Here is an 18764-nt window from a genome sequence, read left to right as displayed (position 1 = left end):
AACATTATGGATTCAAGCCAGAGCTAGTCAAAGATTCTTGCGAGCACATGAAATATTGCTTTTATGAGATTCAAGATTGAGCGCAAAATGAGATGAACAATAATCTCAGCAAACAATTCTTTTAAAAAATGTCCCAGTTTTTTTAAAATGTGAAAGCCCCATCTGAACATGTCGCTGATTTTACTAAAGATGTAATCAATTATCGACCTAACAGGATGATGTCTATGTGATAGCCACCACTGTTGCAGTTTGCTTATGTTTATTTTTGGAGGATTTTCACAAAAAATCAGCATATACATCCAGATTGAGAAAATAATACCTAGACATGACAGTGTGACATACAGCATTGACATAAAGTTTTGTTTTTAATTTTCATATGATGTTTACAGTATATTCTAAACACAATCGTGCAAAATTTTTAAAATAATACGAAATAAACATCATAAAAGACAGACATTGAAAAAGCATGCTGAGAAACAAGCGAACTGAAAAATATTTTTCAATTTATTTAAAATTTTTGTTGTGTTTGAAAATGAGAACCCTATCAAGTTACAGAGTCACAAAAGTGCTGATTTGTCATTTATGTTACAACTGGATTAGTCTTCAATTGGAAATTTTCCCATGTCACGCCCAGTTCATTCCTTTATTTCAAATCAGTTCTCAAAACTTGGACGCACTGTATTGATCGCTAGCGCATTGATGGGAACTACACAATTTGCTGTTGCAGGACCCACAGTAGACCAACTCAGCGATTGTTTGGTCAAAGCGACAACTGCAACAGATAAAACTACTGTTCTCCAGTGGACTTTCGCTGCTTTATCAGCTCATCCTGATTTAAAAGCATTGAGTAATGTTAGTGATGCTCAAAGAACCCAACTCGATCAAAAATTTGCTCAGGTTTTACAACGCGTCATTGTTGAACAATGTGCTGTACAGGCAAAAGCGGTGATTCAAACTGAAGGTTTACAAGCAGTAGGCGACAGTTTTCAAGAATTAGGACGCAGTACAGGCGAAGATATTGTTAAAAACCCTGAGGTCAAAAAACAGTTGCAGGGTGTACTTCGCTATGTCGACTTAAATAAACTGGTGATGACATTTTTAACCCCAGATATTTGGAATAAATTGGGAACGATTCGTCAATAAATAATTTCTGTGAACTTTTTTTCAGCAGAAAGAATTTCCGCTTGCTTAACTAATATTTAATCTTGAGCTGCTCTTTATCCTGATAGAGATATGAGAGCAGGAATCAATCTATAGAAGGTACTTAGTTTAGTGCTCATACTAGATTAAGCTTATGCCTGTCAGTGAAGTTATAGCACTGAAATGAAATATTGGTTTTTGAAATCACTTACATGCTATTTTAATGATTGAATTGTAAGAGTGTTTTAGGTCATTTGAATGGATTTTGAAAAGCTGTTTTTATATAAACAATGGTCGGATCGACGTTTATTTCAAGCAATTGACCAGATAGATCAGGTGAAATATTTAGAAGATTATCAGTTTGCTCAGCAGCAATTCAATCATATGATCATTGTCGAAGAACTCTTTCGATCTCGGCTAGAAAATAAAAAAGCCTTACATACTCAAACCAATACAGATGTATTACCTGCATTAGATGAGTTGCAACAACGGATTGAATGTTCTCATGTTTGGTTTATTGGGTTTGTAAAACAGATTAAATCGAATCAACTGGCTGAAATCATTCATTTTCAATTTATCGATAAAAAAACAGGCTCACTTTCAATAGAAGAAATTCTTTTTCATATCATCAATCATGGCACATACCATCGGGGTAATATTGCCCATGCTTTGCATCATGCTCAGGTCACTCATCCTGCAGATACATATACGGTCTTTATTCATCAACGTGAACCTGAGCGTAGAGCAGGATAAAAAATCTGTATCATTACAATATTAAATTAAAATTTTTAAGAAATAGATCAACGATTATGGACAAGAAAGCTGTCAAGATTTTATTTAAAACCATCAAATGTTCGCAGGATGAAAGCATAGAAAATTGGTTTTATTGGGATCACTATATGAAATTCATTACAGATGATGAATTTGAATATGCAAAAAGTCATTCAGTCATGTTTGATCAAGAGAAAATAAGCCATAATGAGATTTGCACAAGAATCAAAAATGCAGTTGATCATATTGAAAAGCAAGATGTCGTAAATGCATTTATCTATAGCCTCAGTACTCGACAATTAGAATATCGTTCCTTTTTATCGAGTTATTGTATTGGCAAAAGTTTAATTGAACATGATTTTATTGCGAGCCCAGCACCGAATCCAACGATTTGTGCTGTGTGTGGTCTACATCGATTTGAATTTGAAGATCCGATTGAATTTAATACGATGAATTATTTCAAATACAAACATGGGAGTTGTACAGAAAATTTGATTTCAGTTTTATTTGATGTAGAGCAATTTTCTAGATTTCCTGTTGTTGAACCGAATGAGGCAGATTACCGCATTCTCAATCAACTCAAATCAATTATTCAAAATGCACAGCCAAATGACAGAATTGCACAGTTAAAGAAAGGCATTGCTCAAAGCCTTAAATCTAATGACGAAGAACGTTTGGGACTTTTAGAAATTTTTGGTGTGATTGGTATTTTGCATGATGATAAGCATTTTGGTTATGCAGACAATTATGTAACTTATCCTGAAAGAGAGCACCGACCGATTAAAAATGATGATGTGAACTATCCTACACGATGGTGGCAAGGAAAGTTTGGCGTTGATCAAGAGAAATGGGATTATTGGTTTAAAAAATAATTTTTTTGAACATTTAGATAGCCATAAAAACTTCAGAATATTTATACTTTATCATTTTAAAACCATTTCATCCTCATTATGGAGTTGCAACAGCCACTTTTTTTATTCAATCTGCAATGTACTGCCATGACCCTGCAATTGATTCGGATATATTGAAAGATTGCAGTGTGGAATGGATGTAATCATGTTATGGTTTTTAGCGCCGTAAAGAGTTATCTACTGCTTCACTCTCATATTCAAGGATTCCAATTATAGCTAGGAAGGTCTAAACCTGTAAGTCCCTATATTGAATCAGATAATATTATTCAGATGAGTGCAGCATATCTTAGTTTAGGTCAATATTAGGGGGGGAAATGTTCACGTTCCAGTATGGGATTGATTATTTATTATCGACCTTACAGAAGGGTTAGCCCTGAGCTTATAATCCTCAACAAGGACATAGGGTCGATTGGATTGCTCACGACCTACATCACTGTGAAATGCTTACACGTGTATAGAGGTTGGGTAATGCACCTTATCTAGCTTTATACGAGGTATTTAAATATCGAAAAATAATAGTAGGGTTGATTGGTGATGTTATTGCAAATTATGGTGTTTAGAGCTAATTTTAGATCGTAGACCTAATTTTTATAAAACATATGTCTGTTTTCCCAAAATAATAAATCAGACATCAAGGTCATTTTGGAGGTGGATTGTGAAGTTTTTTCATCGCTCTAAACTTATTTTCACTACATTTAGAAAAGCTTGTAGATATCATTTTCGTCTAAATGCTGTTCCTGAAGAGTTCACCGAATATGCAACTATTCCTGATATTACAAATGCTAGAATTTGGTTTGATCGAGATTTGAGTACGTTTATTCAAACGATTATTCAAGATGATCAACGAGAAAAAGCGTCTTTCGGGACTTCCTGTGATGACTTTCCTGTTTCAGTGTTGGCTATATCAGGCGGAGGTGACAATGGTGCATTTGCAGCAGGGGTCCTTGGTGGCTTAAGTGCTAGTGGTCAGCGCCCCTATTTTAAGGTGGTTACAGGTATTAGTACTGGGGCGCTTATTGCGCCTTTTGCATTTCTTGGCACGCCATATGATGATATTTTGCAAACAGTAGCGACATCTGTCGGACCTGATAAAATATTTCAACATCGTAATATATTTATGGGATTAGCTAAGGATGGAATGGCAAATAGTAAACCTCTTGCCAAAATACTTAAGCAGTACATCACACCTGAGATTTTGAATTTAGTTGCAAAGGAATATAGAAAAGGACGTGTATTACAAATCGGAACAACAGATTTGGATTCAGGACGGCAAGTGATTTGGAATATGGGTGAAATTGCTTCAAGTAATTCACCCAATGCGCTAGAGCTCTTTTGCAAAATTATTATTGCATCAGCAAGTATTCCAGGAGTTGTCTCCCCAGTAATGATTGATGTCGAAGTCAATCGAAAAAAATATCAGGAAATGCATGTAGATGGTGGTGTTGTCAGTCAAGTATTTCTCTATCCAGCTACTCTTATGGAAGAGTTGGAGAGAGTCACTGGAAAACATTTAAGTCGTGAAGTTCATATGTATGTAATCAGAAATGGTCGATTAAAATCAAATTGGAGTGAAACGAAGAAAAGAACTTTAAGTATTGGTGGAAGAGCAATTAATATTCTAATTCAATCACAGGGGATAAATGATTTATTACATCTCTTTCAGATTGCAAAACAAGACAATGTAGATTTTAATCTTGCTTATATTGGAGAGGATTTCAACGTTGAGCATGCTCAGGAGTTTGATAGACACTATATGCAAAAGCTATATGAATACGGGTTCAACTTCGCTGCTACCCATCAACAATGGCATAAAAGTTTACCAAAAGAAGTTTTGATGAGATAAAAAGCCTGCTTGAATACAGCGAGCGTCAATGGATGCACACGAATACTTAAAAAATTTTTCTAGAATACTCTCTAAATATCTAAATAAATGGAAAAATTTTGGTTCGAGGTCTAATTTGATTACAGATATTTAATATTAGAGTTGAGCAAAAAGTGATTTATGAAAGAAGTCTGCTTATTGATGGATTTTAAATGAAAACTTTTGCTATTTACCAAGTTCATGAAAATACAAACTTATGCTTTATTCAGATCAAGGTTGTGATTATCAAGTGAGCCAATTTAGGAATAGAATTAAAGCAAATAAAATTAAGCAAAATACGAGTAGAAAGGGGGGATAATATTTCGATGGAAAACGAATTTGGACTGAGAAGAATTTAACTCAAATTTAAAAAGACTGTAACAATTAAAATGGATAAATGTCAGGTCTGAGCTAGGACACTATACCTATTATTATAATCATGAGAATGCAAATTAAACTAAAACTGTGCAATATTTGGGACTTAGCTCATTTAAGCCTGCTTTCTTTTAATATGAACCTAACAATTTCTTCATCAATTTATTAACTTGAATAGGATACTGCTTATCAGTACCCTGTAATTTAATTGGTGTTAACGATGATTTAGCTTTTAAGATTTTTTGTCAGTGTACCAGTCTCACCAAATAACTTTTCACGATATTCTGCTTCAAGTTGTTCTGTTTGCATATGTAGTGGATTGAAATCATGATTTCTTATATCTAACATCTCAATCATAGCTTTTGAGATGATTCCCATACGATTTATTCCTCCAAAGCCAAGATATATACCATCTTTTAGCTCCCGAATAGAAAACTTTATATCACTCCGTCGTAATATTTTTATCCAGTAATTAAACAGTACTGGAGAGAGAAGTTTAGTCACCCGTGTCAGTGCTATTCTTCTGTTTTTCGTCGTGTTGCCGCCTATCGCAACCAATACATCAAATGCGACAGATTTATGTTCAAGTTCTTCGAGTGCGTGCCATTCCCAAAGGTTTCTATTTTCTTGAATTGTTCTCTGTTTAATTAACGGATCAGTTAATAATAATCGTGCAAGGGTTGCGGTATAGTGTTCCATCACTACTGTTGCAGCCAATTGTTCAACTTTGGGAAGTTTTCGAAACTCATCTAATTTAGCTTTAGTTTTAGCTTCTATCTCTGCAACTTCAGGATAATCTGACTGGATGAGATGTTGATTCAGTGACTGATGTTCCCGACTATGAAAGGCTTCTTGGGCAATAAAATTTCGAATATCTTCTAGTAATTTCTCATCTGTAATTTGATCACGAACATTTCGTACACTCTCAATGAAAAACAATTCACCGGGTGGAAACATGGCTGACAACACGACAAAAAGCGCGGTTACTACAGAATTATGTTCATAGTAAAAAGTAAATTTTTTGCTTTTATCAAATGGAATATTCACATTACGACGAATGATTCTTTGTAGAGATTGTGGCGCAATATTCATTTTCTTTTCCCTTTGCAGTAGGTGATAATTTGAACAATATTTGTTTTGTATATAGAATCTATCAGTGAATTTATACGGGAAAAAGACGGATTTAATTATGGAGTTTTTAAGATGGTAACTATAAGAAAACCAAAACAAAGTAGATCAAAAAATACCTATATGTCTATAGTTGATGCAGGATTTATATCGGTAAAAAATAATGGCTTGGATTACACTACAGTATTGAAGGTATGTGAAATTGCAGGAGTGGGTTCTGGAAGTTTTTATGAATATTTTAAAAATAAAGAAGCCTTGTTTGTAGAAATGCAGCAACATTTTATTGAACAACTTGCTAAAGTGATTTACGAGGTTATCCCTACGATTCAAGAAATGGAAATTCCTGAAGCAATCAGATCAATTTTTTTACATATTGGTGAATTTTTAGCTAAAGATGAGAATAAATATTTCTATTGGTTGAGTGTTTCTAGCAAATACAGTACTGAAGCGAGTCATGTAAAAGCAGTAAAGGCAATCAATACCTTAGCGATTGAATATGCAGTTAAACATCCTGAAGTATTAAGAATAAAAAATCTAAAATTGATGGTTTATATTTTAATTAATTCCAGTGTTGCCCTGACGATAAACTTTTTTTCATCTCAGAATATGGGTTTTACATTTGAAGAATTAATTGATTGCCTAATTGATATTACAATGTCCTATATCGATGATGATCGTCATAAATTAAAAATATAAAAACCCGCTCTAAAGCGGGTTCTCTTCTAATATTAAAGCAACTTAACCAAGCAATTTCTTCATCAATTCATTGACTTGAGCAGGATTGGCTTTACCACGAGAGGCTTTCATTACTTGACCAACAAGACCATTGAATGCTTTCTCTTTACCAGATTTATACTCTTCAACCATTTTCTCATTGGCAGCAAGCACTTCTTTGATCATGGCTTCAATTGCGCCTGTATCAGTTTCCTGTTTCAAGCCCTTTTCAGCAATAATGGCATCGGCAGTTTTGCCTTCTTCCCACATAAAGCCAAACACTTGCTTGGCAATCTTACCGCTAATTGTATTGTCGACAATACGTGCGATCATACCTCCTAATTGTTCAGCAGAAACAGGAGAGTCAGCCAACTCTAAGCCAGCTTTATTTAAAGCACCTGAGAACTCACCCATCACCCAGTTTGCAGCAAGTTTACCTTGAGCTGCGCCACCAGAAGCTTTAACAACCGCTTCATAGAAGTCTGCCAATTCACGAGAAAGTGTTAATACATGTGCATCATATTCAGTGACAGCGAAATCTGCGATAAAACGTGCGCGACGTGCTTTCGGTAACTCAGGAAGAGCAGCACGTGCCGCTTCGATCTGTTCATCCGCAATGAGCACAGGCAACAAATCAGGGTCAGGGAAGTAACGATAGTCGTTGGCTTCTTCCTTGGAACGCATTGAACGTGTTTCCATTTTATTTGGATCGAACAAACGTGTTTCCTGATCAATTGAACCACCTTCTTCCAAGATGTCCATTTGGCGTTGGATTTCAACATTGATGGCTTGTTCGATAAAACGGAACGAGTTGAGGTTTTTTAACTCACAGCGTGTACCAAACGGTTGTCCCGGGCGACGTAATGACACGTTACAGTCAGCACGGAATGAACCTTCAGCCATATTGCCGTCAGAAATCCCTAACCAACGCACCAAAGTGTGAATGGATTTGATATAGGCAACAGCTTCTTCAACCGAGCGCATATCAGGTTCAGAGACAATTTCAAGTAAAGGTGTACCTGCACGGTTTAGATCAATGCCAGACATACCTTCAAATTGATCATGGATGGATTTACCCGCATCCTCTTCCAAATGTGCGCGTGTTACACCTATACGCTTCACTGTGCCATCTTCAAGCTGAATGTCGATATGACCTAGCCCTACGATTGGATTGTCCATCTGGCTGATTTGGTAGCCTTTTGGAGAGTCTGGATAAAAGTAGTTCTTACGTGCAAATACCGATGCCTGATCGATATAGGCATCAATACCCAAACCAAAACGAATCGCAAGGTCAACCACTTCTTGGTTTAATACTGGCAATACACCTGGCATAGCCAAATCAACAAGACTGGCTTGTGTATTTGGATCCTGACCAAATTCAGTTGACGAACCTGAGAAAATTTTAGACTGCGTTGCGAGTTGGGTATGGATCTCGATTCCAATCACGACTTCCCAACCGTCAATCAACTTTGAAGGTGCTAACTTTTGAACTTCAGTCATTATGCATTCTCCTCAGCGATTGCTGCACGTTGGGTATGCCAGTCCGTGTTTTGTTGATATTGATGAACAATCGACAGCAGTTGTGATTCCGACCAGTAATTTCCAATGAGCTGTAAGCCTACAGGCAAGCTGTCTTTATCAAAACCAACAGGCGCATTGATGGCCGGTAAACCTGCCAAGTTCACCGCAAGTGTATAGATATCGCCTAGATACATTTCTGTTGGGCTGAGGTTTGCACCAATTTTGTAGGCTGTCGTTGGTGCAGATGGTGCAGCAATCACATCAACATTTTCAAAAGCAGTTAAGAAGTCTTGTTGAATGAGACGACGTACTTTTTGTGCTTTCACGTAATAAGCATCGTAATAACCCGCTGAAAGGGCATAAGTACCAATCAAAATCCTACGTTGTACTTCAGCACCAAATGCTTCAGAGCGAGAGCGTTTATAGAGGTCTAAAATATCCTTTGGGTTTTCACAGCGATAGCCATAGCGGACCCCATCATAACGTGACAAGTTTGAAGATGCTTCAGCAGGTGCAATCAGATAATAAGTCGGTACATAAGCTTCAGTCATATTGAGATCAATCTCAACCAAAATTGCGCCCATACTTTCCAGTGTTTTCAATGACTCTTCAACACGTGCCTTGACGTCCGCATCTAGACCTTGAACATTGAAGTATTGTTTCGGGATACCAATTCGTAATCCCGTCACAGCAGTTGCATTCAAGTTTGCAACATAGTCATCTACTTCTTTGTTGACTGATGTCGAGTCTTTTGCATCATGACCTGCGATGGTGTTCATCAAAAAGGCACAGTCTTCAGCTGAACGTGCCATAGGGCCCCCTTGATCCAAGGAAGACGCGAAAGCAATCATCCCGAAACGAGAGACACGACCATAAGTGGGTTTTAGACCTGTCAAACCACAAAATGATGCAGGTTGGCGAATAGATCCGCCTGTATCTGTACCTGTTGCAAAAGGGGCTAGATCAGCAGCAACCACTGCGGCAGAACCGCCTGAAGAGCCACCTGGGACATGTTCTAAATTCCATGGGTTTTTCGTTGCCCCGTAAAATGAGCTTTCAGAGGTAGAGCCCATGGCAAATTCGTCCATGTTGACTTTACCCAAAGTCACTAAACCGGCAGCTTTTGTTTTGGCTACAACGGTTGCATCATAAGGTGAAATAAAATTATCCAACATTTTTGAACCCGCAGAAGTTTTAATTCCTTGAGTACAGAAAATATCTTTGTGTGCCAGTGGAACGCCGGCCAAAGGACCCGCTGTGCCATTTTTTAATAAATTGTCAGCAGCATCAGCTTGAGCCAAAGCGTATTCGGGAGTAACCGTTACATACGAGTTAACACGATCATCAAGTTTCGCAATACGGTCTAAATAGTGTTGAGTCAATTCGCGAGATGAAAATTGGGCAGATTTTAAACCTTCTGCCATTTCACGAATCGATAAACGGTGTAAATCAGTCATGAGTACAATTCTTTACGATTAATTTTTAAAAATAAGTTTAACTGATCAAATATTATTCAATCACTCTCGGAACAAGGTATAAACCATCCTGAACTGCAGGAGCAATGGCTTGATATTCTTCACGATGGTTGCTTTCCGATACAACATCAGGACGAAGTGGCTGCGGATGATCGAATGGGCTCTTAAGCGGTTCAACACCCTCGGTATTGATCGCTTTTAAGGTCTCCATCATCCCTAAGATTTTATTTAAACTTTGAGCATATTCAGCAGATTGCGTATCATTAAGCGACAATCGAGCAAGATTGGCGATTTGCGATACAGTTTGTGCATTTAATTCTGCAGAATGCTGAACATCTGAACTTGACATGATGTCTCACCTAATCAGTTTTAAAAAAATTCAAAATATCGTGCGTTATAATAAGCGATTGACTTGTTCAAATCATCACATTTAGTTAAAGTTGCCATCTTGCGTCCATATAAAGTTTAAACTGAGAACGACCCGTGATTCTAAAACGACTAATTGGCTTGTTTTCGCCAGATCTAGCCATTGATTTAGGTACTGCAAACACACTTATTTATGCACCAGGAAGGGGCATTATATTAAACGAACCGACAGTTGTGGCGATTCGTCACAGTGGTTCGCAGAAAATTGTTGCAGCTGTGGGTTTAGATGCTAAGCAAATGCTTGGTCGTACCCCAGCCAATATTTCTGCAATCCGTCCGATGAAGGATGGCGTTATTGCTGATTTCGAAGTCACTGAAACCATGTTAAATCAATTTATTGGTAAAGTGCATGAAAAACGCCTATTCCCACCTGCGCCTCGTGTTGTTGTCTGTGTACCGTGTAAATCAACTTTGGTAGAGCGCCGTGCGATTCGTGAAGCTGTATTCAATGCTGGTGCCCGTGATGTACGTTTGATCGAAGAGCCTATGGCTGCTGCGATTGGTGCGGGTATGCCTGTAGAGCAAGCATGTGGCTCTATGGTCGTTGATGTCGGTGGTGGTACCACTGAAATTGCAATTATTTCCTTGCAAGGTTGTGTATACGCAGATTCTTTACGTATCGGCGGTGATGTTTTCGATGAGCAAATTATTAATTATGTACGTAAAGCACATGGTTGTGTAATTGGTGAAACGACTGCTGAGACCATCAAAAAAGAAGTTGGAATGGCAGTAGCAGACGGCAAGACTTTAGAAATTGAAGTTCGTGGTCGTAACCTTGCTGAAGGTGTTCCACGCGCAATTACAGTGACTTCCGATGAAATCACGCAGGCGATTGCTGATCCATTACAAAGTATTGTATCTGCTGTGAAATCTGCACTTGAACAAACGCCACCAGAATTATCTTCAGATATTGCTGAACGTGGAATCGTTTTAACAGGTGGTGGAGCATTACTGCGTAATCTGGATAAATTACTTGCTCAAGAGACAGGTCTACCTGTTGTTGTTGCTGAAGATCCTTTAACTTGTGTGACTCGTGGCGGTGGAAAAGTCTTGGAATTCTTTGACAATCCAAACCATGATATGCTTTTTGTAGGCTAAACTATACTCGATTAAGTTTAAGGATGAGGCGGTGCAACCGAATCTCTTTTCAAGACAACCGCCATCTTTTCGCTCTTTTATCATTGCGGTCATCACTTGCCTGGTAGTGTTGTTCTTTAACTGGCGCATGCCTCAAGTGATTCAACCTGCAAGAGAGGTCTTGTACGCGGCATATAATCCAATTTATGCCTTAGCAAGTTATCCTGTATTGTCGAAAGAATGGCTGAATCAACAAACAAAATCTGAAGCTCAGTTGCGTCGTGAAAACACTGCGATGCAAGCTGAATTGCTTCAGGCTCAAGTACGTCTGCAAAAACTCTCAGAACTTTCTGCTGAGAATACCCGATTACGAGGATTACTCGATACACCGTTAATTATTGATGGACGTATGGAGATTGCTGAAGTGATTGGAACGGATGCCGATCCATTACGTCATATCATTATCATCAACCGTGGTTCAGCAAATCATCTTAAAGTCGGTCAGACTGTTTTAGATGATAAAGGGATCATGGGGCAGATCATCAACGTTTATCCACACAGTAGCCGTGTCATGTTGCTTTCTGATAAAGAACATTCTTTATCTGTCCGTCTTGAAAGCTCAGGTATGCGAGCCATTGTGACAGGTACAGGCGATTTAGGGCATTTGAAAATGGAATATGTTCCAACAAGTGCTAACATCAAAGTGGGTGATAAGGTTTATAGTTCTGGTTTAGGTCAGCATTTTCCAGCAGGTTATTTGGTTGGTACTGTGTCAAAAGTAATGCGGCATAATACTGGAGAGTTTGCACAAATCGATGTTGTTCCAGCTGCACAGTTGGCGGGTGGGCATCATGTTGTGGTACTTTTCTCGGATTCATTAGCGATGGAGCAGCCAAATGTTGATCGCTAAAAAACTGCCATCAGAAAAACAGCGTAAGGATCCACTATGGATCATCATTGTTTCGATCGTGATTGCATCGATTTTAGTGGTTTATCCGATGTCCTATGCAGTAGCGGGATGGCGTCCACTGTATATGTTTTTAATCATGCTTTTTTGGGTGCTTTGTCAGCCAACTTGGTGTGGGATCTGGTTTGCATTTACGTTGGGTCTGTTCACTGATCTTTTGTTGGATGCACCATTGGGCATGAATGCATTAAGTTATGTACTGATTGCTTTTTTAACACGTTATTTTATTCGTGAGAGACGTGTGCTGACATTTAGTAACCTTTGGGTGATCAGTATGTTGGCAATTCTTGCACATTTAACCTTTACTTTTATGGCACAAGTGATGGCAGGAACACATTTTTCAATAACACGTCATTGGCAAACTTTGGTCTCCAGTATTTTTTGCTGGCCAATTCTTTACTACTTATTGAAAAGATGGCGCATTTAATTCTTGCTTCAAGCTCGCCAAGACGTAAAGCACTGTTGTTACAGCTGGGCTTGGACTTTGACATCCATAGCCCGGATGTTGATGAATCTGTATATAAACATGAGCAGATTGATCGCTATGTATTACGTTTGGCTCAAAGTAAAGCACAAGCCGTTTTAAGCTTGTATCCGCAAGCTACGGTTATTGCTGCGGACACAAGTTTGGTTTTTGCCGATCAAATTATTGGTAAACCAGCATCCAAGCAGCATGCTTTTGAAATTTGGACATTATTGTCAGGGCAGAAGCATGAGGTGTTGACAGGTGTTTGTGTTGCAAATGCCCATCAATTGTTGAGTACCGTGGTTCGTACAGAAGTTGAGTTTCAAGCTTTAACTCTCAGTGATATGGAAGCGTATTGGGCTACAGGTGAACCTTTAGGCAAAGCGGGTGGATATGCAATCCAAGGCATTGCCGCGAAATATGTGACACGGATTAATGGTAGTTATAGCAATGTCGTTGGGCTACCATTACATGAAACGATACAATTACTTGATCGTTTAGATCAATGCAGTTGAGGCACGAAATTAACTGCAAAAAAGAATTTTTATAATGTTTTGAGTTGAATTATGTCTGACGAGTTACTGATTAACGTCACACCTATGGAGTGTCGTGTGGCGTTAATTCAAAATGGTACGGTCAATGAATTATTTGTTGAGCGAACTGTTAAACGAGGGTTGGTCGGTAATATTTACAAAGGAAAGGTCGTGCGTGTCCTGCCCGGGATGCAGGCTGCTTTTGTGGATATTGGCTTGTCACGCACCGCATTTTTACATATCAACGATATGATTTGGCCACGTAATCAGCCTACGCCGAATGTTTTTGAACTATTGCAACCCGGTCAGATTCTGACAGTACAAGTGATGAAAGACATGCTGGGTACTAAAGGGGCACGACTCAGTACTGATCTTTCTATTCCTTCACGCTATCTGGTTTTAATGCCCTATGGTAGCCATATTGGCGTTTCACAACGGATAGAGTCTGAAGAAGAACGCGATCGTTTGCGTTCAATGATTGAAAGGATTCAAGAAGAGCATAAGCTTCCTGGTTCAGTCATTGTTCGTACAGCAGCTGATGGAATTGATGAAGCATCCATTGCACAGGACATGGCTTATTTAGCTAAGCTTTGGGAATTTATTCAGAAAAAGCAGAAAATTATTGCGGTTCCTTCACTGATTTTCGAAGAACTGCCTTTGCCCCAACGCGTGATTCGTGATTTAGCAAATGAAGACACGGCAACGATTTATGTCGATTCACGTGAAATACATGCGAAGTTACAAGAGTTTGTGGCAGAGTTTGTTCCAAGCATGGGTAGCCGTTTGCAACACTATCCTGGTGAACGCCCATTGTTTGATTTGTACAATGTTGAAGAAGACATTCAAAAAGCATTACAAACTCGGGTTGCATTAAAGTCTGGTGGTTATTTGATGATTGACCAGACGGAAGCAATGACCACGATTGATGTCAACACAGGTTCTTATGTGGGCGGTCGTACCCTTGAGGATACTGTCTTCAAAACCAACATGGAAGCAACACAGGTCATTTCACGTCAGTTACGGTTACGTAATTTGGGTGGCATTATTATTATTGATTTCATTGATATGCAGGAAGCTGTGCATCGCGAAGAAGTCATGAACCAGTTTGAGAAAATGCTTGAGCGTGATCATGCCAAGACTAAAATTACCCAAGTCTCTGAACTGGGCTTGGTGGAAATGACACGCAAACGTACCCGTGAATCGTTGGAACATTTGTTATGTGAATCATGTCCAACCTGTCAGGGGCGTGGATTTGTAAAAACAGCAGAGACAGTGTGTTACGAAATTTTTCGAGAAATTCTTCGATATACACGCGCTTATGAATCTCAGAGTGGCTTTACTGTTATCGGTCATCCTTCTGTGATTGATCGGCTTTTAACAGCAGAAGCCCCAGCTGTCGCGGATTTGGAGCATTTTATTAATCGTGTGATTAAATTTCAGGTTGAAAATTTATACACGCAAGAGCAATACGATATCATTTTAAGTTAAAATTGTAACAGGATGTCGTTAAACAGTTGTTACATCTGAAATTTTACTTTTTAAGCTGATTTCACAATACTAGATTGCAAAGGTAGCCAAAGACTCTCTCCCTACCAGTCTTAGCAAGTGAGGTCATAAAATGAGCGTAAGTGAACAATTAATAAGTCGCGGTATAAAGCATGTATTAGAAAACCAACCTAAGAATACATGTGTAATGTTGGATGACAATGGTCAAGAAGTGAAAATTACCAAAGACATGGTTGTAAATGTCTGCCACCAATTACTCAATAAATGTCGTAATGTTAAAGATTAAGGGGCATCAATAAGCCCCTTAATTTTTTATAGAATTAAATTTTTATATCACTCAAATCTAATGATCAATAAGAAATCATCCGTTAAGTGAAGATTGAAAAGCCTAAGCAGGCTTTTCTACTGTATTTGATTCAACGATAAGATCTTGTGTATAGACTGGCGTATCGTCGTTTTTTTCAACGGGTGGTTCAACAAATTTTTCCGTGGCATTTTTTTGCGTAATCAGTTGTTCAAATTTCTGAATCTCATTCTCTAAATGTGTCAGTAGATTTTGCAACTTCGGCAATGATTTACGGCAACCTGTTAAACCCACTTCCAATTTATCCAGATAACTGGTCATGGTAATATTCAATGCCTGACCATCGAGTACGATGGATGCTGGGTAGAGTGCATCCAGTTTAGCACCATTCCAGTACAAAGGTTCTCTTGGACCCGGTACGTTGGAAATAATCACATTAAAAGCCTGACGCTTGGGCATAAGCCCTGATGCAATGTTGATACCTGCAGCACCAAAAACAAAAGCACTATAATTCAGAATTTGATCTGAACTCATGCGTTTAAAGCGATTCTTGGCGTTTTGTACACTACGTTTGATGATATCTAAGCGTTCTAAAGGATCTTCTTTATGGGTACCTAAATTTGCCAAAATCATGGTGATGCGATTGCTCATATCCGAATCGTCATCACGTAATGAGGCAGGCACCATGGCAATCAAAGGTTTTTTAGGCAAGGCGTCTTGGGTGATTAGATAATCCCGAATAGCGCCCGAACACACTGCAAGTACAACATCATTGATGGTTACACCCAGTGCTTTTGAGATGTTTCTAAAGCGATCAAGTTCAAAAGATTGTGCTGCAAAACGCCGAGAAGAACTTACCCGTTGATTAAATAAACTACTCGGTGCTTGAAAACTTGAAACATAGTCAGGGTTCTTGCCCATTTCTTTAAAGACAGTTTGAAACAACTCCTGAGTAACTTTTGGGGCAGCTTCAACTTGATTTTTTAATGCGGAAAATACTTTTTTGACCCGTCCAAGTTTGGTCTCTTTAAGACGTTTGGCACGTTTACCCTCAACACACCATGGTGGAACAATGGTTTTTGAGTGCGCATATTTAGAGAATGATTTTTCTAAAAGACGCATACCTGCAACACCGTCAATCATTGCATGATGGATTTTAAAATACATGGCAAAACGATTGCCCTCGATCCCTTCAATGATATGGCAGGTCCAAAGCGGTTTTGCACGGTCAATCAGCGCGCTATGTTCTTGTGAAATATAAACCAATAATTCACGAATACGTCCCGGATGAGGCAGGGCGATATGACGGAAATGATGATCAATATCGAATTCTTCATCTTCATCCCAAAATAAACCATTAAGACGATTGTTAAATGGAGGAACAGGAATAGACTTTGAATTGCGAATATCAGCGACGAGGTCTTGTATAAACGTTGAGGGTGCATGTTCAGGTATTTGAAATAAGAACAATCCACCAACATGCATCGGTTGCTGTCGTTTTTCTAAATTTAAAAAAATGAAATCAATAGGGTGTAATGGGCGCATGGTCTTGGATTGCCTCACTGCAATTTCTACAACAACTCATTTATGAGTGTTAGATTGTTAGAATTATAGAACCGAGTAAATAGTATAAAACTTTTTTGGGCATAAAATCCAAGCATTTCGATGAATGTAAAGTTTACAAAAAGTCATTAAATTTAATGACTTTTTTTTTACCATTATTTTTGAAGATTGCCTGCATGTAAACCGCATTCTTTATGCGTTGCTTCTTCCCACCACCAACGACCCTCGCGTTCATGTTGATTGGGAAGAACTGGTCGCGTACAGGGTTCACAACCGATTGAAATAAAACCTTTTTCATGTAAGGGGTTGTAAGGAATTTCCATCATGCGGATATAGTTCCAAACATCTGCACTGGACCAATTGGCCAAAGGATTGTATTTGATTAACTGTTTTCCTTCACCTGAAAAACCTGCATCAGCTTGAATGACAGGAATCGCTGTACGTGTTCCCGGACTTTGATCTTTACGTTGACCTGTAATCCAACCATCTAAAGTGGCTAGTTTTTTACGTAAGGGTTGTACCTTTCGGATACCGCAACATTCTTTATGATCATCTTGATAGAAACTGAACAAGCCTTTTTCATTAACCAATTGCTGAACAGCGTCTGATTCAGGAAAGCAAATCTCAATTTTTATGCCGTAGTGCTTACGAACAGTATCAATAAACTGATAGGTTTCAGGATGTAAGCGTCCAGTATCTAAACTGAATACACGAAATGGTTTCCCTAAATTATGTGCCATATCAATCAGAACAACATCTTCTGCGCCAGAAAATGAAATAGCGATTTCACCTTCTTGTGAAAGTGCAAGCTCTAAAATTTCAGAAGGGGATTTATCGGCATACTCTGTTGCTAGAGCATCAACAAGATCTATAGTGGGAATGGCAGTCATATCTGCTCCTGGCAGTTAGCTTGAAGCTATGTTGTTCATCAACACTCTTAAACAATATTTCAATTTAGGCATTTTAGCAAAAATTAAAGCAATTCAATTTTGTGTGAATGTTATCTTTGAGATGTGCCTATATTTTAAAGTAAATGAAATATTGTGCTTAGCAGATTAATTAAAATGCTTATGAATAAAAAAGATTTAATAGCTGTATTCAGTTTGAGTATAGAGTAAAGAAGATACACAATAAAACATGGATAAAAGGAGCATAATTTTACTAGGAGCACATGCCGTCATGCCCCGATGATTTACTGGCTCATTTTACAGAAAGGCTTTGTTTTTAAGCTCACTGTGAAGCTATCTCACAGTCCTATTTTATAAGTATTTCAATATTCTCTTGGGAATCTGTTGTGCTAATCCGGCTTTTTTCATGTTATTGGCATAAATCAAATAATTCTGTTGTGCTAGACGCTGATTATTTAGTGCTGAATAAACATCAGCTATGTTTAGATATGCAACTGTTCTGTTTGGATCAAGTTTTATGACTTTTTTGAGTATTTTTAGGGATGCTTGATGATAGCCGAATTGATATAGATAGAATGCTGTGTCATTGAGTTCAATTACATCATCAATGGTATAGGAGGCAAGTTGGCATTGAAGTATTGCAATCTGTTGTTTTATTTCTGATGTATTGTTTTTATTACTATTTTTTAGAACATCTGAACTGTTGTAATGAAAATATGTGACTGAACCTCTACTCCCGGCAGTATCGTCAATCCAAACCGGTGTATGTTCTTTCTTATCCCACATTCCACCGCACAGATTTGAAATCATTTTGGGAATAGCGTCAACAATGACCTTATTTTTATCATTGATGATCAGACAGTAGTTTTCATTGTCTTTTGCTATAGGTACGCTCAGAAATGAGTATTTCTGCGTGTGATAGAAATAATCTTCAGAAATATCTTTTAATGAAAGACCGATTTGTGCATGTTTGAGATCTAAAGCACTACAATTTGTATAGTCCAGTAAGTTGTAATCTGCATGTACGTTAAAACATACGCAACTCAATAGAAACAGGGCTATTTTTTTCATAATGTGATTTGCCTAAATTAATTTTTTATCTGTCTCAACGATACGGT

At 38.2% G+C, this 18764-nt stretch carries 18 protein-coding genes; 11 read left to right on the top strand and 7 right to left on the bottom strand.

Features of this window, described 5'->3' with window-relative positions:
* The first annotated feature begins 621 nt into the window (after positions 1 to 621).
* The 4 genes from OSH00_RS16870 (at position 622) to OSH00_RS16855 (ending at position 4665) form a co-directional block, all read left to right on the top strand.
* Positions 622 to 1143, top strand: coding sequence for a hypothetical protein (locus tag OSH00_RS16870; RefSeq protein ID WP_266131391.1), 522 nt, complete (start codon positions 622 to 624; stop codon positions 1141 to 1143).
* A 255-nt stretch (positions 1144 to 1398) separates the two neighbouring features.
* Positions 1399 to 1893: a DinB family protein gene (locus tag OSH00_RS16865; protein ID WP_266131390.1), complete on the top strand. Its 495-nt coding sequence runs from the start codon at positions 1399 to 1401 to the stop codon at positions 1891 to 1893.
* A 146-nt stretch (positions 1894 to 2039) separates the two neighbouring features.
* Positions 2040 to 2783, top strand: coding sequence for a hypothetical protein (locus OSH00_RS16860; RefSeq protein WP_266131389.1), 744 nt, complete (start codon positions 2040 to 2042; stop codon positions 2781 to 2783).
* Between the two features lie 694 nt (positions 2784 to 3477).
* Positions 3478 to 4665 (top strand): patatin-like phospholipase family protein, encoded by a 1188-nt coding sequence (locus tag OSH00_RS16855; protein WP_266131388.1) that lies wholly within the window; start codon positions 3478 to 3480, stop codon positions 4663 to 4665.
* Positions 4666 to 5283: 618 nt separating this feature from the next.
* On the opposite strand, the gene OSH00_RS16850 is transcribed toward OSH00_RS16855, so the two are convergent.
* Positions 5284 to 6150: a metal-dependent hydrolase gene (locus tag OSH00_RS16850; RefSeq protein WP_266131387.1), complete on the bottom strand. Its 867-nt coding sequence runs from the start codon at positions 6148 to 6150 to the stop codon at positions 5284 to 5286.
* A gap of 111 nt (positions 6151 to 6261) precedes the next feature.
* Between OSH00_RS16850 and OSH00_RS16845 the strand changes: the two genes are divergently transcribed.
* Entirely contained in the window at positions 6262 to 6882 is a 621-nt protein-coding gene (locus OSH00_RS16845; protein ID WP_266131386.1) for a TetR/AcrR family transcriptional regulator, read from the top strand.
* A gap of 42 nt (positions 6883 to 6924) precedes the next feature.
* Here OSH00_RS16845 and gatB read toward each other — a convergent pair whose 3' ends face one another.
* The 3 genes from gatB to gatC are packed head-to-tail and all read right to left on the bottom strand — an operon-like array spanning position 6925 to position 10245.
* On the bottom strand, positions 6925 to 8400 hold the full coding sequence (gatB, locus tag OSH00_RS16840; protein ID WP_266131385.1) for an Asp-tRNA(Asn)/Glu-tRNA(Gln) amidotransferase subunit GatB: 1476 nt from the start codon (positions 8398 to 8400) through the stop codon (positions 6925 to 6927).
* Positions 8400 to 9878 (bottom strand): Asp-tRNA(Asn)/Glu-tRNA(Gln) amidotransferase subunit GatA, encoded by a 1479-nt coding sequence (gatA, locus tag OSH00_RS16835; protein ID WP_266131384.1) that lies wholly within the window; start codon positions 9876 to 9878, stop codon positions 8400 to 8402. The genes gatB and gatA overlap by 1 nt, the downstream gene beginning before the upstream one ends.
* A 52-nt stretch (positions 9879 to 9930) precedes the next feature.
* Entirely contained in the window at positions 9931 to 10245 is a 315-nt protein-coding gene (gatC, locus tag OSH00_RS16830) for an Asp-tRNA(Asn)/Glu-tRNA(Gln) amidotransferase subunit GatC (protein WP_196076340.1), read from the bottom strand.
* Between the two features lie 134 nt (positions 10246 to 10379).
* Here gatC and OSH00_RS16825 point away from each other — a divergent pair, with 134 nt between their 5' ends.
* From OSH00_RS16825 to OSH00_RS16800, 6 genes are all read left to right on the top strand, one after another.
* Positions 10380 to 11420 carry a rod shape-determining protein gene (locus OSH00_RS16825; protein ID WP_005033052.1) on the top strand — a complete coding sequence of 347 codons (1041 nt, stop codon included), beginning with the start codon at positions 10380 to 10382 and terminating at the stop codon, positions 11418 to 11420.
* Positions 11421 to 11451: 31 nt separating this feature from the next.
* On the top strand, positions 11452 to 12309 hold the full coding sequence (mreC, locus tag OSH00_RS16820) for a rod shape-determining protein MreC (RefSeq protein ID WP_151803868.1): 858 nt from the start codon (positions 11452 to 11454) through the stop codon (positions 12307 to 12309).
* Positions 12296 to 12793: a rod shape-determining protein MreD gene (gene mreD / locus OSH00_RS16815; protein ID WP_266131383.1), complete on the top strand. Its 498-nt coding sequence runs from the start codon at positions 12296 to 12298 to the stop codon at positions 12791 to 12793. The genes mreC and mreD overlap by 14 nt, the downstream gene beginning before the upstream one ends.
* Positions 12781 to 13347, top strand: coding sequence for a Maf family nucleotide pyrophosphatase (locus tag OSH00_RS16810; protein WP_266131382.1), 567 nt, complete (start codon positions 12781 to 12783; stop codon positions 13345 to 13347). The genes mreD and OSH00_RS16810 overlap by 13 nt, the downstream gene beginning before the upstream one ends.
* 51 nt (positions 13348 to 13398) lie before the next feature.
* Positions 13399 to 14853: a ribonuclease G gene (gene rng / locus OSH00_RS16805; RefSeq protein ID WP_196076337.1), complete on the top strand. Its 1455-nt coding sequence runs from the start codon at positions 13399 to 13401 to the stop codon at positions 14851 to 14853.
* 130 nt (positions 14854 to 14983) lie between these two features.
* On the top strand, positions 14984 to 15157 hold the full coding sequence (locus OSH00_RS16800; protein ID WP_004829508.1) for a PA1571 family protein: 174 nt from the start codon (positions 14984 to 14986) through the stop codon (positions 15155 to 15157).
* 102 nt (positions 15158 to 15259) lie between these two features.
* Here OSH00_RS16800 and OSH00_RS16795 read toward each other — a convergent pair whose 3' ends face one another.
* The 3 genes from OSH00_RS16795 to OSH00_RS16785 form a co-directional block, all read right to left on the bottom strand.
* Positions 15260 to 16720 carry a WS/DGAT/MGAT family O-acyltransferase gene (locus OSH00_RS16795; protein WP_266131381.1) on the bottom strand — a complete coding sequence of 487 codons (1461 nt, stop codon included), beginning with the start codon at positions 16718 to 16720 and terminating at the stop codon, positions 15260 to 15262.
* Positions 16721 to 16893: 173 nt separating this feature from the next.
* Complete coding sequence (locus tag OSH00_RS16790; protein WP_196076335.1) at positions 16894 to 17628, bottom strand: phosphoadenylyl-sulfate reductase; 735 nt, start codon at positions 17626 to 17628, stop codon at positions 16894 to 16896.
* 369 nt (positions 17629 to 17997) lie between these two features.
* On the bottom strand, positions 17998 to 18717 hold the full coding sequence (locus OSH00_RS16785) for a tetratricopeptide repeat protein (RefSeq protein ID WP_266131380.1): 720 nt from the start codon (positions 18715 to 18717) through the stop codon (positions 17998 to 18000).
* Between the last annotated feature and the right edge of the window lie 47 nt (positions 18718 to 18764).

It is taken from the genome of Acinetobacter nematophilus, from assembly GCF_026344175.1.
GTDB lineage: Bacteria > Pseudomonadota > Gammaproteobacteria > Pseudomonadales > Moraxellaceae > Acinetobacter > Acinetobacter nematophilus.
This window is presented reverse-complemented; position numbering and strand designations above follow the sequence as displayed.

Excerpts from the sequence above, each read along its gene's own strand:
- OSH00_RS16870 (WP_266131391.1), top strand. The coding sequence starts at position 622 with ATGTCACGCCCAGTTCATTCCTTTATTTCAAATCAGTTCTCAAAACTT.
- OSH00_RS16865 (WP_266131390.1), top strand. The coding sequence starts at position 1,399 with ATGGATTTTGAAAAGCTGTTTTTATATAAACAATGGTCGGATCGACGT.
- OSH00_RS16860 (WP_266131389.1), top strand. The coding sequence starts at position 2,040 with ATGAAATTCATTACAGATGATGAATTTGAATATGCAAAAAGTCATTCA.
- OSH00_RS16850 (WP_266131387.1), bottom strand. The coding sequence starts at position 6,150 with ATGAATATTGCGCCACAATCTCTACAAAGAATCATTCGTCGTAATGTG.
- OSH00_RS16845 (WP_266131386.1), top strand. The coding sequence starts at position 6,262 with ATGGTAACTATAAGAAAACCAAAACAAAGTAGATCAAAAAATACCTAT.
- gatB (WP_266131385.1), bottom strand. The coding sequence starts at position 8,400 with ATGACTGAAGTTCAAAAGTTAGCACCTTCAAAGTTGATTGACGGTTGG.
- gatA (WP_266131384.1), bottom strand. The coding sequence starts at position 9,878 with ATGACTGATTTACACCGTTTATCGATTCGTGAAATGGCAGAAGGTTTA.
- gatC (WP_196076340.1), bottom strand. The coding sequence starts at position 10,245 with ATGTCAAGTTCAGATGTTCAGCATTCTGCAGAATTAAATGCACAAACT.
- mreD (WP_266131383.1), top strand. The coding sequence starts at position 12,296 with ATGTTGATCGCTAAAAAACTGCCATCAGAAAAACAGCGTAAGGATCCA.
- OSH00_RS16810 (WP_266131382.1), top strand. The coding sequence starts at position 12,781 with ATGGCGCATTTAATTCTTGCTTCAAGCTCGCCAAGACGTAAAGCACTG.
- rng (WP_196076337.1), top strand. The coding sequence starts at position 13,399 with ATGTCTGACGAGTTACTGATTAACGTCACACCTATGGAGTGTCGTGTG.
- OSH00_RS16800 (WP_004829508.1), top strand. The coding sequence starts at position 14,984 with ATGAGCGTAAGTGAACAATTAATAAGTCGCGGTATAAAGCATGTATTA.
- OSH00_RS16795 (WP_266131381.1), bottom strand. The coding sequence starts at position 16,720 with ATGCGCCCATTACACCCTATTGATTTCATTTTTTTAAATTTAGAAAAA.
- OSH00_RS16790 (WP_196076335.1), bottom strand. The coding sequence starts at position 17,628 with ATGACTGCCATTCCCACTATAGATCTTGTTGATGCTCTAGCAACAGAG.
- OSH00_RS16785 (WP_266131380.1), bottom strand. The coding sequence starts at position 18,717 with ATGAAAAAAATAGCCCTGTTTCTATTGAGTTGCGTATGTTTTAACGTA.